At 72.1% G+C, this 15,124-nt stretch carries 15 protein-coding genes and 1 pseudogene; 14 read left to right on the top strand and 2 right to left on the bottom strand.

The genetic code is table 11. The annotated features are described in order from the left end of the window. Window positions 1-145 (top strand): annotated as a pseudogene (locus tag ACFU7Y_RS23925) (DUF5682 family protein); the annotation flags it as partial. Between the two features lie 22 nt (window positions 146-167). Here the strand turns inward: ACFU7Y_RS23925 and ACFU7Y_RS23930 are convergent. Further along, window positions 168-1,805 carry an APC family permease gene (locus tag ACFU7Y_RS23930; protein ID WP_380769596.1) on the bottom strand — a complete coding sequence of 546 codons (1,638 nt, stop codon included), beginning with the start codon at window positions 1,803-1,805 and terminating at the stop codon, window positions 168-170. A 271-nt stretch (window positions 1,806-2,076) separates the two neighbouring features. On the opposite strand from ACFU7Y_RS23930, the gene ACFU7Y_RS23935 reads away from it, so the two are divergent. Further along, complete coding sequence (locus ACFU7Y_RS23935; protein ID WP_380769597.1) at window positions 2,077-3,675, top strand: TauD/TfdA family dioxygenase; 1,599 nt, start codon at window positions 2,077-2,079, stop codon at window positions 3,673-3,675. Window positions 3,676-3,694: 19 nt separating this feature from the next. Here ACFU7Y_RS23935 and ACFU7Y_RS23940 read toward each other — a convergent pair whose 3' ends face one another. Continuing rightward, window positions 3,695-4,507, bottom strand: coding sequence for a GntR family transcriptional regulator (locus ACFU7Y_RS23940; RefSeq protein ID WP_308020287.1), 813 nt, complete (start codon window positions 4,505-4,507; stop codon window positions 3,695-3,697). A 339-nt stretch (window positions 4,508-4,846) separates the two neighbouring features. Between ACFU7Y_RS23940 and ACFU7Y_RS23945 the strand changes: the two genes are divergently transcribed. The 12 genes from ACFU7Y_RS23945 (at window position 4,847) to ACFU7Y_RS24000 (ending at window position 15,060) form a co-directional block, all read left to right on the top strand. Beyond that, window positions 4,847-6,016 carry an ABC transporter substrate-binding protein gene (locus ACFU7Y_RS23945; protein ID WP_224283956.1) on the top strand — a complete coding sequence of 390 codons (1,170 nt, stop codon included), beginning with the start codon at window positions 4,847-4,849 and terminating at the stop codon, window positions 6,014-6,016. A 43-nt stretch (window positions 6,017-6,059) separates the two neighbouring features. Then, window positions 6,060-7,037: an ABC transporter permease gene (locus ACFU7Y_RS23950; RefSeq protein WP_380769598.1), complete on the top strand. Its 978-nt coding sequence runs from the start codon at window positions 6,060-6,062 to the stop codon at window positions 7,035-7,037. Beyond that, window positions 7,025-7,870, top strand: a complete 846-nt coding sequence (locus ACFU7Y_RS23955; protein ID WP_224281293.1) for an ABC transporter permease — start codon at window positions 7,025-7,027, stop codon at window positions 7,868-7,870. The genes ACFU7Y_RS23950 and ACFU7Y_RS23955 overlap by 13 nt, the downstream gene beginning before the upstream one ends. A 20-nt stretch (window positions 7,871-7,890) precedes the next feature. Then, on the top strand, window positions 7,891-8,976 hold the full coding sequence (locus tag ACFU7Y_RS23960) for an ABC transporter ATP-binding protein (RefSeq protein ID WP_224281292.1): 1,086 nt from the start codon (window positions 7,891-7,893) through the stop codon (window positions 8,974-8,976). 49 nt (window positions 8,977-9,025) lie between these two features. Continuing rightward, complete coding sequence (locus ACFU7Y_RS23965; protein WP_224281291.1) at window positions 9,026-9,742, top strand: HAD family phosphatase; 717 nt, start codon at window positions 9,026-9,028, stop codon at window positions 9,740-9,742. 1 nt (window position 9,743) lies between these two features. Next, window positions 9,744-10,067 (top strand): multidrug efflux SMR transporter, encoded by a 324-nt coding sequence (locus ACFU7Y_RS23970; RefSeq protein WP_224281290.1) that lies wholly within the window; start codon window positions 9,744-9,746, stop codon window positions 10,065-10,067. 99 nt (window positions 10,068-10,166) lie between these two features. Then, window positions 10,167-10,658, top strand: a complete 492-nt coding sequence (locus ACFU7Y_RS23975) for a hypothetical protein (protein ID WP_380769600.1) — start codon at window positions 10,167-10,169, stop codon at window positions 10,656-10,658. Window positions 10,659-10,828: 170 nt separating this feature from the next. Further along, a complete protein-coding gene (locus tag ACFU7Y_RS23980; RefSeq protein ID WP_224281288.1) occupies window positions 10,829-11,125 on the top strand; it encodes a hypothetical protein in 297 nt (98 codons plus the stop codon). Then, window positions 11,122-12,444, top strand: a complete 1,323-nt coding sequence (locus ACFU7Y_RS23985) for a putative T7SS-secreted protein (protein WP_224281287.1) — start codon at window positions 11,122-11,124, stop codon at window positions 12,442-12,444. The genes ACFU7Y_RS23980 and ACFU7Y_RS23985 overlap by 4 nt, the downstream gene beginning before the upstream one ends. Continuing rightward, window positions 12,437-13,108, top strand: a complete 672-nt coding sequence (locus ACFU7Y_RS23990; protein WP_224281286.1) for a hypothetical protein — start codon at window positions 12,437-12,439, stop codon at window positions 13,106-13,108. The genes ACFU7Y_RS23985 and ACFU7Y_RS23990 overlap by 8 nt, the downstream gene beginning before the upstream one ends. Window positions 13,109-13,469: 361 nt before the next feature. Next, window positions 13,470-14,363 (top strand): hypothetical protein, encoded by an 894-nt coding sequence (locus ACFU7Y_RS23995; RefSeq protein ID WP_380769601.1) that lies wholly within the window; start codon window positions 13,470-13,472, stop codon window positions 14,361-14,363. Between the two features lie 133 nt (window positions 14,364-14,496). Continuing rightward, entirely contained in the window at window positions 14,497-15,060 is a 564-nt protein-coding gene (locus tag ACFU7Y_RS24000) for a hypothetical protein (RefSeq protein WP_380769602.1), read from the top strand. The last annotated feature ends 64 nt before the right edge of the window (window positions 15,061-15,124 follow it).

The raw sequence follows: 15,124 nt of genomic DNA on the forward strand, positions 1-15,124 counted from the left end.
GTCGAAGGAACCGGAGTCGACGGGGATACCGAGGCCGGCGGACGCCACGGAGATCATCCGGCTGGCCACCGACCTCGCCCGGCTGCGCGGACTGCCGGCGGCGGGGCGCGGCGAACTCCTCGAGGCCGTCCAGAGGGCCGCAGCCCTGTCCGCACACCGCAGCCGGCTCAGTGCCCGTTGACGTCCACCACCTCGACGCCGCGGATGTTCCGCTCGATCTCCTCGGCCGGCAGCGCGATCGCCAGCGCCCAGTAGTAGACGACCAGCGAGAACGCCACCACGACGGCGATGTCCCACCACAGCGGAAGGTTCCCCCGCGAGCCCGCGCCGAAGGTGCCCTGCCAGGAGATCAGGCCCATGCCGACCAGGTAGACCGGCAGCCACTGCCCGGCCCGGAAGTCCATCCGGGGCGCGTTCGGCATCCCCTTCGAGCGCGCGTACCAGGAGTACCCGCCGAGCAGCAGGTAGCCGATCACGATCGCCAGGCCCAGCCGCCACAGGGTGTCCCAGCCGGACCAGTAGATGACCAGGCTGGCCACCACGAAGGCCAGCGGCGAGACCACCGAGCCGCCGGGCAGGTGGTACGAGCGCTCCATCGCGGGCAGCCGCTTGCGCAGCACCCCGAAGGCCAGCGGGGCGCCCGCGTACATCAGCACCACCGCCGAGGTGATGAACCCGACCAGCCGCTGCCAGCTCGGGAAGGGCAGGAAGCAGATCACCCCGGCCACCCAGGCGATGAGCAGGCCGAGCCAGGGCACCGAGCGCTTGTCGGTGGACTGCAGCACCTGCGGCGCGTAGCCGTTGCGGCTCAGGCCGTAGGTGACCCGGGAGCTGGAGGTGATGTAGACCAGCCCGGTGCCGGCCGGCGAGATGACCGCGTCGATGAACAGCACGGTGGCCAGCCAGCCCAGGCCGATCAGGGTCGCCAGGCCGGCGAAGGGCCCGCTGATCCCGGGGTAGTCGAGCGTGCTCCAGCCCTGGGCGAAGGTCTCCGGCGGCAGCGCGCCGATGAACACCACCTGGAGCACCACGTAGACGATCGTGCCGACCACCACCGAGCCGAGCACGGCGCGCGGGATGTCCCGGCGCGGGTTGCGGCTCTCCCCCGCCCACTGGATGGCCTGCTCGAAGCCGAGCAGCGCGAAGATCACCCCGCTGCTGCTGATCGCGGTGAGCACGCCCTTGGCGCCGTCCGGCGCGAAACCGTGCACGGTGAAGTTGGAGCCGTGGAACTCGGTGATGCCGAGCGCGAAGATGGTCAGCACCGGGACGGCGACCTTCCACACGGTGGCCGCGCTGTTGGTGTGGGCGAGCAGCCGCACGCCGAGGAAGTTGACCGCGACGAAGACTCCGAGCAGGACGGCCGCGACGACGAACCCCCAGCCGGTCAGCGTCAGGTTCTTGTTCAGCAGGCCGTCCGCCCAGCTCCAGTGCTGGGCGTAGTTGATCATCGCCTGCACCTCGATCGGCGCGATGGTCGCGGCCTGGAGCCAGGTGAACCAGCCGAAGGACATCCCGGCGAACCCGCCGAAGGCGTAGTGCGGGTAGCGGGCCGTACCGCCCGCCACCGGGAACAGCCCGCCCAGCTCGGCGTGCACCAGCGCCAGCAGGATGATCGCCACCGCGCCGATGCCCCAGGACAGCAGCGCCGACGGCCCGGCCGCCACCGCCGCCTTCTGCGCCCCGAACAGCCAGCCGGAGCCGATGATCGCTCCGACCGAGGCCCAGAGCAGTCCGATGACGCCGACCTCGCGCCGCAGCCCGGTGTGCCCCGCGCCGGGCGGAGTGGAGGAGGAATGGGCCATGGCCGATCGCCTCTCGAAGCAGGAGGAATTCCTCCGACAGTGCCGCAGCCGTGCCGTCTCCCCACCCCGAAACGCCCCGTGCCCCGCTCCCCTCACTCGAACAGCCTGCCGGGCCGTCCGCCGCCACCGCCTGCCGGCACAGTTCCCGCAGCGTTCACCCGCCCGGCACGTGGAACTCACCGGGGACAGGCAAGCTCCCGACCAGGGAAGCGAAGTTGGCTATACAACTTCAGCCGACACGACAGCCGTAGTGCCACCGAGGAGAAGACCGATGACCGAGCTGCCGCCGTACTGGCTGCGCGACAACTGCCCGTGCGCCGAGTGCCGGGACCCGCGCAACGGGCAGAAGCTGTTCCAGATCGACGACCTGCCGCAGGACCTGGCCGCCGTCGTGAGCGAGGAGGCCGACGGGCACCTGGAGGTGCTCTGGTCGGACGGGCACCGCTCCCGTTACCCGCTGGAGTGGCTCGACCGGGCGGACGAGGGCGACGGACGGACCGAGCACGGCAAGCGGCTCTGGACGGCGGCGGACTTCGCCCCCGGCATCCCGGAAGCGGACTGGGAGGCGTACCTGACCGACCCGGCCGAGCGGGCCGCGGTGCTGGCCGCCGTACGGCGCAGCGGCTTCGCCGTGCTGCACGGGGTGCCGACCGTGGAGCGGCAGGTGCTGCGGGTCGCCGAGAGCTTCGGGTACGTGCGGGTCACCAACTACGGGGAGCTGTTCGACGTCCGGGTCGAGCCGGACCCGAACAACCTCGCCTTCACCAGCGTCGCCATCGCCCCGCACACCGACAACCCCTACCGGGACCCGGTGCCGACCCTCCAGCTGCTGCACTGCCTGGAGAACTCGGCGACCGGCGGCGACTCCGGACTGGTGGACGGGTTCATGGCCGCGGCGGTCCTCCGGGAGGAGGCGCCGGCCGAGTTCGAGGTCCTCACCCGCACGCCCGTCCCGTTCGTCTTCCGCGACCGTCACACCGAGCTGCGTGCCGACCGCCCGCTGATCGACGTGGACCCGCGGGGAAGGATCCGGGAGGTCAGGTTCAACAACCGCTCGATCGGCACCCTGCGCGGGCACGGGCCGAACGACCTGGACGCCTTCTACGCCGCCTACCGCCGGTTCGCCGCGATCACCCTGCGCCCCGAGCTCCGGCTCACCTTCCGCCTCGGCCCCGGCGACTGCCTGATCTTCGACAACACCCGCCTGCTGCACGCCCGGACGGCGTTCCGGCAGGACGGCCACCGGCACCTCCAGGGCTGCTACGCCGACCTCGACGGACTGCACAGCGCCCTCGCCGTGCTGCACCGCCGCGCCGCCGCGCTGGACACGATCGCCGCCCTGTTCGCGGGCGAGGGCGCCGGGGAGTACCTGGGCGAGGAGGTCACCATGGCCGAGCACATGCTCCAGGCCGCCGCTGCCGCCGAGGCCGCCGGGGCGCCGGAGCACCTGGTCGCCGCCGCTCTGCTGCACGACGCCGGCCACTTCTTCGACGAGCACGGCCGGGGCACCGGGCACGGACGGGATCTGATGGAGGGTCGGGACAACCGCCACAGCCACACGGGCGCCGACTGGCTGGCCCGCTGGTTCGGCCCGGAGGTCACCGAGCCGGTCCGGCTGCACGTGGCCGCCAAGCGCTACCTGTGCGCGGTCGAGCCCGGGTACCGGGAGCGGCTCTCCGCGGCCTCGGAGTACACGCTGAGCGTCCAGGGCGGCCCGATGGACGAGCACCAGGCCGCCGCCTTCGCCGAACTCCCGGGCGCCCAGGACGCGGTGGCGGTGCGACGCTGGGACGAGCAGGCGAAGGTGGCCGGCGCCCCGACGCCGGACTTCGAGCACTACCGCCCGCTGCTCGCCGCGCTCATGCGGTGAGGAATCCCGACGGGCGGGCTCAGTCCAGCTCCCGGGCGTGCCGCGAAAGCGCCGAGGTGGCCAGGGAGTTGTGCACGCTGAACGCCACCGTCCCGGGCAGGTAGCGGTCCTGGGACCACTCCACCGGCGTGCCCGTCGGGTCGGTCGTGCGCCGCCGCTCGCGCAGCAGCGGACCGCCCCGACGGCAGCCGAGCAGCCGGGCGTCCTCGGCGTTGGCCGCGACGATGTCGATCGTGTGGTCGGCGTCGGTGAACAGGATGCCGTGCTCGCGCAGCACTTCGGTGTGCGAGACCACGTCCGGCGGCAGCTCGACGACGATCTCGCCGACCCGCGGCGGGTAGACGGTGCGCTCGACCATCACCGGCGTGCCGGACAGCGTCCGCAGCCGGACCGTCACATACACCTCGGCGCCCGGTTCCAGGCGCAGCTGCTCGCGCTCGACGGCGTCGGCCGGGCGGCGCACCAGCGAGTCCAGGATGCCGCCGGGCTCCTCGCCCATCGAGTACGCCCAGTGCGTGAAGCTGAGCAGTTCGGAGAAGCTCTGCACCCGGGCGCCGCCGAGCACCACCCGGCGGGTGCCGCGGCGGGAGGTGACCAGTCCGTCGGAGCGCAGCACGGCGAGCGCCTGGCGGACGGTGCCGCGGGAGACGCCGTACTGCTCGGCCAGCGCGCCCTCGGCGGGCAGCCGGCCGGCCTCGCCGTACGCGCCGGTGGTGATCGCCTCGCGCAGGTCGGCGGCCACCTTCCGGTACAGCGCGCCGGAGCGCTCGGCAGGGTGGTCCCCGGCTGCCGGGCGCCCCTCGGCCTCGGGGCGCTGGGGCTCAGTTGCCACGTCAGTCAATGTCCCTCCTGGGGGGTGTCCTGCGCAGCCGTACCGGCGCGGACAGCCCGACCTTATCCCGCTGCGCCTTCGAAGCATCGCACCGAACGGATCACGCTCCGATGGCCGGATTCCACCGTTCCCGCAGCCGACCCCGGTTCTGGGCCGTCCGTTCACCTTCCCGTCACCGGGTTCCGGCGTACTTACTGCCGTCAGCGAAGTTGGCTAGTCAACTCGGACGACGTCGATCGATCGCTCACCCGGCCGGTCCGCCGCCCTTCGCGAGACGCAAGCCCGCGGAACCCCCGCGAACGCCCCTCGCAGTACGCCCCCTTAACAGGAGACTTCCCCGTGACCGTGCACCGCGCCCGCGCCGCCGCCTTCGCGGCCGTACTGACCGCCGCCGCGCTCTCCCTCACCGCCTGCGGCTCCGCCGGTTCGAGCACCAAGTCCGGCGACACCGCCACGGGCGGCGCCAAGGACGCCAAGACGGCCACCTCCGCCGCCGACTTCGGCGGCATGGACGGCCTGGTCGCCGCCGCCAAGAAGGAGGGCAAGCTGCACGTCATCACGCTGCCCCGGGACTGGGCGAACTACGGCAAGATCATCGACGGTTTCAAGGCCAAGTACGGCATCGAGGTCGAGGAGGAGAACCCGGACGGCTCCAGCCAGGACGAGATCAACGCGATCAACTCCCGCAAGGGCCAGGACCGCGCCCCCGACGTGGTCGACCTGGGCAGCGCCTTCGCCCTCCAGGCGGTCAAGGACGGCATTCTCGCCCCCTACAAGGTGGCCACCTTCGACAAGGTGCCGGACACCATGAAGGACGCGAACGGCGCCGCCGTCAACGACTACGGCGGCTACGTCTCGATCGGCTGCGACGCCAAGAAGATCGCCAACTGCCCGAAGACCTTCGCCGACCTGCTCAAGCCGGAGTACAAGGGCCAGGTCGCCCTCAACGGCAACCCGACCAAGTCCGGCTCCGCCTTCGGCGGTGTCTACGCGGCCGCGCTCGCCAACGGCGGTTCGCTGGACAACATCCAGCCCGGCATCGACTTCTTCGGCAAGCTGAAGCAGTCCGGCAACTTCAACCCGGTCGAGTCGACCCCGGCCACCGTCGAGAAGGGCGAGACCCCGATCTCGATCGACTGGTCGTACCTGAACGCCGGCTACACCGACGAGTTCAAGGACAAGGGCGTCGACTGGAAGGTCTCCATCCCGGCCGACGGCTCCTACGCCCAGTTCTACAACCAGGCCGTCAACAAGTGGGCCCCGCACCCGGCGGCCGCCCGCCTGTGGCAGGAGTACCTGTTCAGCGCCGAGGGCCAGAACCTCTACCTCGGCGGCTACGCCACTCCGGCCACCTTCGAGGCCCTGAAGAAGGACGGCAGCCTGGACGCCGCCGCGGCCGCCAAGCTGCCGACCGTCGAGAAGCCGTTCACCACCTTCCCGACCGTCGACCAGATCAACGCGGCCAAGAAGGTCGTCACCGAGAACTGGACCAAGGCCATCGCGGGCTGACACCCGCGCCGCGCACCGTACTTCGGGCTGAGAAAAGGCACTCATGACCACGGCTCCCACCCCGGTGCCGACCACCCCCGCCGCCACCGCCCCCGGTGGCGGCGCGGGGGCGTCCGCCACCGCCACGACCTCCCCCACCACCCCCGCTCCCACCCCGCGGCGCCGGCCGCTCGCCCGCCTCGGCGGCGCGTCCTGGCTGGCCACCGTGCCGCTGCTGCTGTTCTTCCTGATCGGCTTCGGACTGCCCACCGTCGCCATCGTGATCGGCGCGTTCACCACCTCCAGCGACGCGGAGACCGGCGCCGGGCAGTTCACCTTCGACAACCTGACGGCCTCCGTCCAGGGCGGCTACCAGACGGCCATGCTGAGCAGCCTCAAGCTCTCCGCGCTGACCGCGCTGCTCGCCACCGTGCTCGGCCTGCCGCTCGCCCAGGCCGTCGTCACCTCCCGGCACGGCTGGCTGCGCCAGGCGGTGCTCACCGCCTCCGGCGTGCTCGCCAACTTCGGCGGCCTGCCGCTCGCCTTCGCGTTCGTCGCCACCCTCGGCAACGCCGGCGAGATCACCAAGCTGCTGCACCTCACCGACCACGGCTGGTCGCTGTACTCCTTCACCGGTCTGACCATCGTGTACCTGTACTTCCTCATCCCGCTGATGGTGCTCACCATCACCCCGGCCCTGGACGGCCTGCGGACCCAGTGGCGCGAGGCGGCCCAGAACAACCGCGCCACCACCGTCCAGTACTGGCGCCACGTCGCCCTGCCGATCCTGCTGCCCTCCCTGCTCGGCGGCTTCGTGCTGCTCTTCGGCAGCGCCTTCGCCGCCTACGCGACGGCCGCCGCCATGGTCGGCGCGACCGTCCCGCTGGTCAGCCGCTCGATCGCGGACGCGCTCTCCGGCAACGTGCTGGTCGGCCAGGGCAACCTCGCCCTCGCCCTCAGCCTCAACATGATCATCGTGGCCGTCCTGGTGATGGCCGTGTACCTCCCCCTCCAGCGCCGGAGCGCCCGATGGCTCAGCTGACCACCCCCGCCCGCCCCGGCCGACGCACCGTGCGCTGGTGGCGCGGCGCCGTGCTGCTGCTCGCCGGTGTCTACTTCGTCGTCCCGCTCGCGGCCTCCTTCTGGTTCTCGGTCGACGACCCCAAGGGCATCTCCTTCGAGGCCTACACCGGGCTGCTCTCCGCCCCGGGCTTCCTGGACAGCCTCTGGCTGACCCTCGGCCTCGCCGTCGTCACCGTCGTGGTGCTGCTGCTCCTGCTCGTCCCGGCGCTGATCGCCGTCCGGCTCGGGTCGCCGAAGCTGCGTCCGGTCATCGACGTGCTCTGCACCCTGCCGCTGGTCGTCCCCCCGGTCGCCCTGACCGCCGGCCTCATCGGCGTGCTCCGCTGGGGCCCGGACTACCTGATGGACACCCCGTTCTTCCAGACCTTCGTGTTCATCCAGGACCCCGACTTCCCCCTGGTGCTGGTCATCGCCTACGTGCTGATGGCCCTGCCGCTCGCCTACCGCGCCCTGGACGCCGGCCTGCGCTCGATGGACGTGCGCACCCTGGTCGAGGCCGCCCGCAACTGCGGCGCGAGCTGGCCGCGCGCGGTGTTCACCGTCGTCCTGCCCAACCTGCGCGGGGCCCTGCTGAACGCCTCCTTCCTCACCCTGGCCCTGGTGCTCGGCGAGTTCACCTCCGCCTCGATCCTCGGCTTCCAGCCTTTCCCGGTCTGGATCTACTCGGTCGGCAACAGCCAGGCCCACATGTCGGTCGCGGTCTCCATCCTGAGCCTGCTGCTCACCTGGCTGCTGCTGCTCCTGCTGGCCACCGCCGGGCGCGAGCGCCGCGCCAAGACCGCCGCCTCCTGAACCCCCCGGAGTCACCAGTCATGACCACGCCCACCGCCATCGCCAACGGCATCTCGCTCTCCCCCGGCAGCGCCACCGTCGAGTTCCGCTCCCTGCGCCGCACGTTCGGCGCCACCACCGCGCTCGACGGCCTGGACCTGACCGTCCACCCGGGCGAGCTGCTCGCCCTGCTCGGCCCGTCCGGCTGCGGCAAGACCACCGCCCTGCGCATCCTGGCCGGCTTCGAGCAGCACGACTCCGGCGAGGTGCTGGTCGACGGCCAGGACATCACCACGATCCCCGCGCACAAGCGCGACGCGGGCATGGTGTTCCAGTCCTACAGCCTCTTCCCGCACCTGACCGCGCTGGACAACGTCGCCTTCGGGCTGCGGATGCGCGGCACCGGCAAGGCCGAGCGCCGCAAGCGGGCCCAGGAGCTGCTGGAGCTGGTCGGCCTGCCGCACCGCGCCGAGCACTACCCGCACCAGATGTCCGGCGGCCAGCAGCAGCGCATCGCGCTCGCCCGCGCGCTCGCCCTCCAGCCGCGCGTCCTGCTGCTGGACGAGCCGCTGTCCGCGCTGGACGCCAAGGTCCGCCTCCAGCTGCGCGAGGAGATCCGCCGCCTCCAGCAGGAGCTGGGCATCACCACCCTGTTCGTCACCCACGACCAGGAGGAGGCGCTGTCGATGGCCGACCGGGTCGCGGTGCTGCGCGCCGGAAGGCTGGAGCAGTGCGCCGTCCCGTCCGAGCTGTACGGCCGGCCGGCCACCGCCTTCGTCGCCGAGTTCGTCGGCACCATGAGCCGCATCCCGTGCACCCGCGCCTCGGACGGCGTCGAGGTGCTCGGCCGCCGGCACGCGGTGGACGGCGCGATCCCGGCCGACGGCGAGCTCCAGGTGCTGGTCCGCCCGGAGAACGTCACCCTGACCCCGGACGAGAACGGCCCCGCGCTGGTGGTCACCGCCTCCTTCCTGGGCGCCGTCACCCGGCTCACCGCCCGCCTGGACGACGGCACCGAGGTCAAGGTCGACCTGCCGACCGAGGCCGCCGCCGCGCTGCCGGCCGGCGCGCGGGCCGCACTCACCCTGCCGGAGCGTCCGGTACTGGTGGACCGCTGCGCCGCCTGAGAGCCTCATACCTCCCCGCTCCAACCGAAGAACCACCGAAGGTACCGCCATGCCTGACACCGCCATGCCCGACAGCGCCCTGCCCGACTCCGGGCCCGTACTCCCCGCCGCCGTCCTGTTCGACATGGACGGCACCCTGGTCGACACCGAGCAGCTGTGGTGGCAGACCGCCGCCGAACTCGCCGAGGAGCTGCACCGCCCGCTCACCGACCTGGACGCCCCCGAGGTGCTCGGCCAGGCCGTCGAGCACACCGCCGCCCACCTGCACAAGGTCAGCGGCACCGCCCTCAGCGAGGCCGAACTCGCCACCAGGCTGGGCGAGTCCTTCGCCGGCAAGGTCGCCGCCGAGACGGTGCCGCGTCCCGGCGCGCTCGCCCTGCTCGCCTCGCTGCGCGACGCCCGGGTGCCCACCGCGCTGGTCTCCGCCTCCCCGCGCCTGGTGGTGGACCTGGTGCTGTCCGCCATCGGCCGGGACTGGTTCGCCGTCACCCTGGCCGCCGAGGACACCGAGCGCACCAAGCCCGCGCCCGACCCGTACCTCGCCGCCGCCGAGCGGCTCGGCCTGGACCCGGCCGCCTGCCTCGCCGTCGAGGACACCCCAACCGGGGTCGCCTCCGCCACCGCGGCCGGCTGCGCCGTGCTCGCCGTGCCGTCCACCGCGGTGCCGATGCCGCGGGGCGAGCGGATCACCCTGCTCGCCAGCCTGGAGCAGGCCGATCTCGCCCTGCTCGGGAAGCTCGCCGGCGCGGGCGCGGTTCGACCCTGACATGCCCTATCTCCTGCTCACCCTTGCCATCGTCAGCGAGGTCTGCGCCACCAGCTGTCTCAAGCTCACCGAGGGGTTCACCCGGCTCTGGCCGAGCCTCGGCGTCGGCCTCGGCTACGTGCTCTCCTTCCTGCTGCTCGGCCGCGCGCTCAAGCACATACCGGTCTCCGTCGCCTACGCGGTCTGGTCCGGGGCCGGCACCGCGGCGGTCGCCGGGATCGGCGTGGTCGCCTTCGGTGAGTCGCTCGGGCGGCTCCAATGGCTGGGGATAGCGCTGGTGATCGTCGGGGTGGTCGTGCTCAACCTCAAGGGCGGCCATTCCTGACGATGCGTCAATTCTGATCTCGCTGGTCAACTCGCCTGTCGGGGCGGGACGTCGGACGTGCCGACTTCCCGCCCCGACGGCTTCGCTACGGTGTCCCCCATGACGGACCCCCGGCCCCACCACTACCGCTTCGTCCACCGCGAGCTCGCCCGCCAGGTGCTGGAGTTCGGCCCGCGCGTGGCCACCCCGACCCCGGACGGAGGCAGTCTGCTGCCCGTCGTCACCCAGATCTGGGACGACCTCGGCGGCACCCTGCCGCCCGAGGACCGCCTGTCCAGCCACGGCCTCGACTGCCGCCACCTGTCGGTCGACGGCCACCACATGCTGCTGGTCACCCTGCCCACCCCGACCGGCGCCACCGAGGCCCACTTCGTCGCCGCCGTCCAGCCCCAGGGCGCCAGGACCGTCCGCTACGTGACCCTGGAACACGCGTTCAGCCCCTTCGACGGCAGCCCCGGCACCGTCCTCGGCGAGTGGACCGCCGAGAGCCACCTCAACCACGGCCCGGGCCCTTCACCCGTCGCCGAACTGTTCGTCACGGCCGTGGTGCAGCTCGTCACCCCGAAGAAGCGCGGCTTCTGGCGCCGCTGAGGCCCGACCGTACGCGCACGTCTCGGAGTTGGGCCGCCGGCGTCAAGTAGGCGTCGACGGCCCGTAAAGGTCCCGCAAACAACTCCCCCCGGCCTCCGCTCCGGCGATCACGGCACACCGGCTGGGGCTATGCTCGCCCGGTCCGACAATCGACGCATCGGGGGGCGAAAGTGTCCGACTTCAAAGTCAGTACCGAATTCCTCGCCAAGTTGGCCCAGGACCTCAAAGGCTGTGGCGACGAACTCGAACAGGGGCTCAAGGCCTTCGAGGCGGCCGGCCACACCGGCACCGGCTACGACTTCCTGGACGAAGCCTGCGGGCACTTCAAGGACAAGTGGCAGTTCGGCCTGAAGAAGGTCCGCGAGTGCGTCAAGGCCCTGGACGAGGGCCTGGAGCAGGTGCAGAAGAACTACGACGGCACCGAGCAGAGCATCGTCAAGGTCCTCGCCCCGGCGGGGCAGTCGTGAGCACCCCCGCGCCGGCGGCGCCCGACTGGTCCGGTCTCGGCTTCAACCCCGCCCCCGGCGACTCCGCCGCCGTCACCGCACTCAGCAACAGCCTGCGCCGGGTGGGCCAGCACCTGAGCGGCGTGCACACCACGCTCGCCCAGATCTCCGACAACGAGGGCCAGTGGACGGGCGAGGCGGCCAAGGCCTTCTCCAAGCAGTTCGGCAAGCTCCCCGGCTACCTCCAGGACGCCGCCGACTCGATCACCGCCGCCTACACGGCGCTCGACGTCTGGTACAAGGCACTGACCGAACACCAGCCCAAGGCCGCCGAGTTGGCCGCCTCGGCGGTCGCCGCCAAGAAGAAGAAGGACGAGGCCGACCGCGCCCACAGCGCCGCGGCCGCTGCCCCCGACCTCCAACTGGCCGGCCGCTACTTCTCCGACGACGCGAGCCTCGCCGCCGCCGAACAGCGCTACAACACGGCGAAGAGCCACCTGGACTCGGCCGCCAACCTGCTCACCAGCGCCTCCAACGAGCTGGCCGGCCTCCAGAAGCAGGCCCACGAACTCGCCGGGACCCACAAGTCGGACGCCCAGAAGACGGCCGAGGCCATCCGCAAGGCCGCCGACAGCAAGGCCCCGCCGGAGCCGGGCATGCTCAGCAAGATCGGCAACTGGTTCAAGAACCACGGCGCGGACCTGCTGACGGTGGCCTCGGGCATCTGCGGCGTCGCGGCCATCTTCTGCCCGGCGTTCGCGCTGCCCGCAATCCTGCTGAGCGTGGCCGCCGCAGGCTGGCACGCGGGGCAGTACGGTGTCAGCGGGCTGGTGCCGACCAGCATGAAGAACCTCGGCAACGACCTCACCCTGGCCGGCGACCTTCTCGGGGCGCTCCCTGGAGGAGCCCTCTTCAAGAGCGGGGTCACCGCGTTCAGGGGTGCCCGCGCTGCCGAAGGCGGGGTCAAGGCCGTGAGTGCCACGGCCAAGGAGGTCCGCACCGCCGCCAGGGCGATGGATCCGGCCAGTCCGATCTTCACCACCGCGATCGAGAAGCCCGCCATGAAGCTCGGGCTCTCCAAGGCCGCCGCGATGAACGTCTCAGACGGCGTGCAGGCGGCCGGCGGGCTCGCGCTGACGGCCCCCACTGCCATAGGCCTCACCACGGACGACCCGGGTCCGGGGCTTGGTGCCGCAATCAACTACACCACGGGCGGCGGCACCGCGCTCAACGGTGCCGGAGCTGCCATCGGAGGCAGCGGCAAGGGCCGGATCCTGCCCGCGCTGCTCGGCGGCGGCAGCGCGATCGTCACCGGCGTGTGGGGAGTCGGCCATGACTGACACGACCGTCCCGTCGTTCTGGCTCTCCCTGCCCGAGGGGTTCACCGGCATCGACCTGTCCGAGGACCCCGGCGACCGGATGAGCCGGATCGTGGACGGGCTCGACGCGCTCACCGATACCGGTGCGGAACAGAAGCTCGGCATCGCCGTCTCCGCCGAACTCGCCCTCCAGGCGCAACTGCGCGAGGGCGCGGTCCACGTCTCCAACTGCCTGCTGCAGACCGAGGACGGCGAGATCGTCCAGGGCATGTTCAGCCTGTTCCTGCGCGAGCAGGAGAAGGGCGCACCGGGTACCTACCCCCAGCGCGTCGCGGAGGAGCTCGCGACCGTCTGGCCGGACGCCGACGTCGCCGTCCTCGACTTCCCGCTCGGCCGGGCCGCCGTGACCGTCCGCGACCTGGCCGTTCCTGTGTCCGGAGCGGTCTACGGCCTGCCGGGATCGGGCGTTGTCACCGTCCGCCAGCTGGAGGCCCTGTTCCCGCATCCGTGGAGCCCCCACGTGCTCGCCGTCGTCTTCACCACCCAGGACCAGGACCACTGGGACGAGTGGCAGGCCCTGGTCGGCGCCGCGATCGACGGGATCTCCTTCTACCCTCCACGCGACGAGGCACCGGACGTCCTGCCACCGGAGCGGCGGGACAACATCCGGAAAGCCTTCGGGTGACCAGCACCGAGTCCGCTCCGCCCCGCTGACGATCGTCCTCGCGCTCGTCGCACCGCTCTCGATCGTCGGCCTCGCCGCCGCCTACGGCTCGTACGGCTGGCCCGCCGGCCTTCACGTCCTGGTGGTCGCCACCGCCGTCCTGTCGGCGGGCCTCGGCCGCCTGGCCGGCAGCGGGCGAGGCTGCGCCGCGGTCCTGATCGTCCCGTTCCTGCTGCTCGTCCCATCCTCGACAAGCCCACGGCCGAACCCGCCGCCGCCCTCCTGACCACCGGCACCGTATCCCTCCTCCTCACCCTGTTGCTCTGACCGGTGGTCGGCACTCACCGGCCGAGCGGGCCGGGACGACCTGAAAGGCCTTCGGATGGCAGTCACCCAGCCCGACCAGGGCAGCGGGAGCGAACCGCGCCGGCTCCGCCGCGGCGCTGTCCTCGCCGTCGTCCTGACCTGTCTGTCCGTCGGCATCGTCCTCGCGTACGTGTACGTCGGCACTCTCCTGGCCTTCGGCCTGGGTGCGTTGTACATGGTCGCGGCGGGTGTCGGGCTCGCGAAGCTCGGCGCGCCGGGGGACGACCCCGACTACAAGGACGTCGGCGCCGGGCTGGCCCTCGTCTTCCTCGCCCTCCTCATCGCCATCGGCGCGGGCGCCGACGCCTGGCACAACCAGGTGCTGGGTTCGGGGCGGGACGTCAAGGCGATGGTCGTCGCCGAGCACGTCGACACGTCGATCCACGGCACGACGCGGACGTACGACCTCTCCTCGAACGGCGAGGACGTGCCCGGCGGGCCCCTGGCGCCGAACAGCCGGCGCTTCAGCCCCGGCGACTACGTCACCGTCCGGATGGACCCGGCCGGCCGGGTCGCCCCCAAGCTGCCCGGCGAGGCCGACTCCCCGGCCTCCCTGTGGTGCGCGATCGGCATCAACGCGGGCATCGCCCTGTTCCTGCTGTGGTTCGCCTACGACAGCGGCAAGCCGCCCCGGGCACCACGCCCGGCCGGACCGTGGCGTGAGCGGATGCGCCGACTCGACGGGCTGCCACTCACCGCGGCGGCGACCGCGATCTCGGTGCCCTGGCTCCTGTGCTTCCTGCTCGTCCAGAGCCGTCTCGGCCTGGCCCTGATGGTCGCGATCCCCTATCCCCTCGCCGGGTTGGCCGCCTTCGGCGCACTCGTCCGCGACGACGACCGGAATCAACCCCAGGGCCTCGTCCTCCTCGCGGTCGGCCTCGTCTTCACCGCACTCGCCCTGTTCCTCTGACCGACGATCCGACACGCGCGGCGGTAGGAGCCGAGACCGCGGGGAAGGCCTTCGGACGACCATCACCCAGTCCGACCAGGGCCCGCGAAGCGGGCTCCGCGGAGCCCTCGCGCTCATCGCCGCCGCCACCGCGGTGCTCGTCGGCGTCATCGCGCTCGACGTCTACGTCAACTCGTTCCTCGCCGGCGTGGTGGGGCTCGTCTACCCCGTGATCGTGCTGTACGCGTTCGCCGTGCGCCGCGACGCCGGCAGCAACCCCCGGTTCCGGAAGAGCATGGTCGCCTGGGGCCTACGCGGTGACGTGGTCACCGTCCGGATCGACCCGGCCGTGGTCGCGGACGTCGAGGACTGCGTCGAGGACGCCTCCGGCGGCTCGTGGCACGCCATCGAGTGCTCGGCGGCCGCCGTCCGGTGGGCCGCCCTGCGCGGTGCCTCGGGGCCGGTGTTGCCGCCGCTGCCGGACCCCTTCGAACCGCTGATCCGCCTCTACGAGCGCGGCGGAGCCGGCTTCTCGTACGCCAACGGCTTCCTCGACTTCGGCATGCTGATGGTCGAGCGCGGCAACCCGCGGACGCACCTCTCCCCGGAGCCGTTCGTCGAGCTCGACGACGCCGCCCTCGACGCCCTCGACGAGCGGAGCTGGACCGAGTTCCACGCCCTGGCGGAGCGCGCCGGGCAGTCGACCGGCAACGGCTGAACGGCGGCAGTCGACCGGCAACGGCCGAACGGCACGGGCGGGCGTCGCGACCGAGCGGCGGAGC

Origin of the sequence: Kitasatospora sp. NPDC057542, assembly GCF_042801945.1 — a bacterium.
GTDB lineage: Bacteria > Actinomycetota > Actinomycetes > Streptomycetales > Streptomycetaceae > Kitasatospora.

What these genes read in the sequence shown, in the direction of transcription:
- ACFU7Y_RS23930 (WP_380769596.1), bottom strand. Translation starts at nt 1,805, where the DNA reads ATGGCCCATTCCTCCTCCACTCCGCCCGGCGCGGGGCACACCGGGCTG.
- ACFU7Y_RS23935 (WP_380769597.1), top strand. Translation starts at nt 2,077, where the DNA reads ATGACCGAGCTGCCGCCGTACTGGCTGCGCGACAACTGCCCGTGCGCC.
- ACFU7Y_RS23950 (WP_380769598.1), top strand. Translation starts at nt 6,060, where the DNA reads ATGACCACGGCTCCCACCCCGGTGCCGACCACCCCCGCCGCCACCGCC.
- ACFU7Y_RS23955 (WP_224281293.1), top strand. Translation starts at nt 7,025, where the DNA reads ATGGCTCAGCTGACCACCCCCGCCCGCCCCGGCCGACGCACCGTGCGC.
- ACFU7Y_RS23960 (WP_224281292.1), top strand. Translation starts at nt 7,891, where the DNA reads ATGACCACGCCCACCGCCATCGCCAACGGCATCTCGCTCTCCCCCGGC.
- ACFU7Y_RS23965 (WP_224281291.1), top strand. Translation starts at nt 9,026, where the DNA reads ATGCCTGACACCGCCATGCCCGACAGCGCCCTGCCCGACTCCGGGCCC.
- ACFU7Y_RS23970 (WP_224281290.1), top strand. Translation starts at nt 9,744, where the DNA reads ATGCCCTATCTCCTGCTCACCCTTGCCATCGTCAGCGAGGTCTGCGCC.
- ACFU7Y_RS23975 (WP_380769600.1), top strand. Translation starts at nt 10,167, where the DNA reads ATGACGGACCCCCGGCCCCACCACTACCGCTTCGTCCACCGCGAGCTC.
- ACFU7Y_RS23990 (WP_224281286.1), top strand. Translation starts at nt 12,437, where the DNA reads ATGACTGACACGACCGTCCCGTCGTTCTGGCTCTCCCTGCCCGAGGGG.
- ACFU7Y_RS23995 (WP_380769601.1), top strand. Translation starts at nt 13,470, where the DNA reads ATGGCAGTCACCCAGCCCGACCAGGGCAGCGGGAGCGAACCGCGCCGG.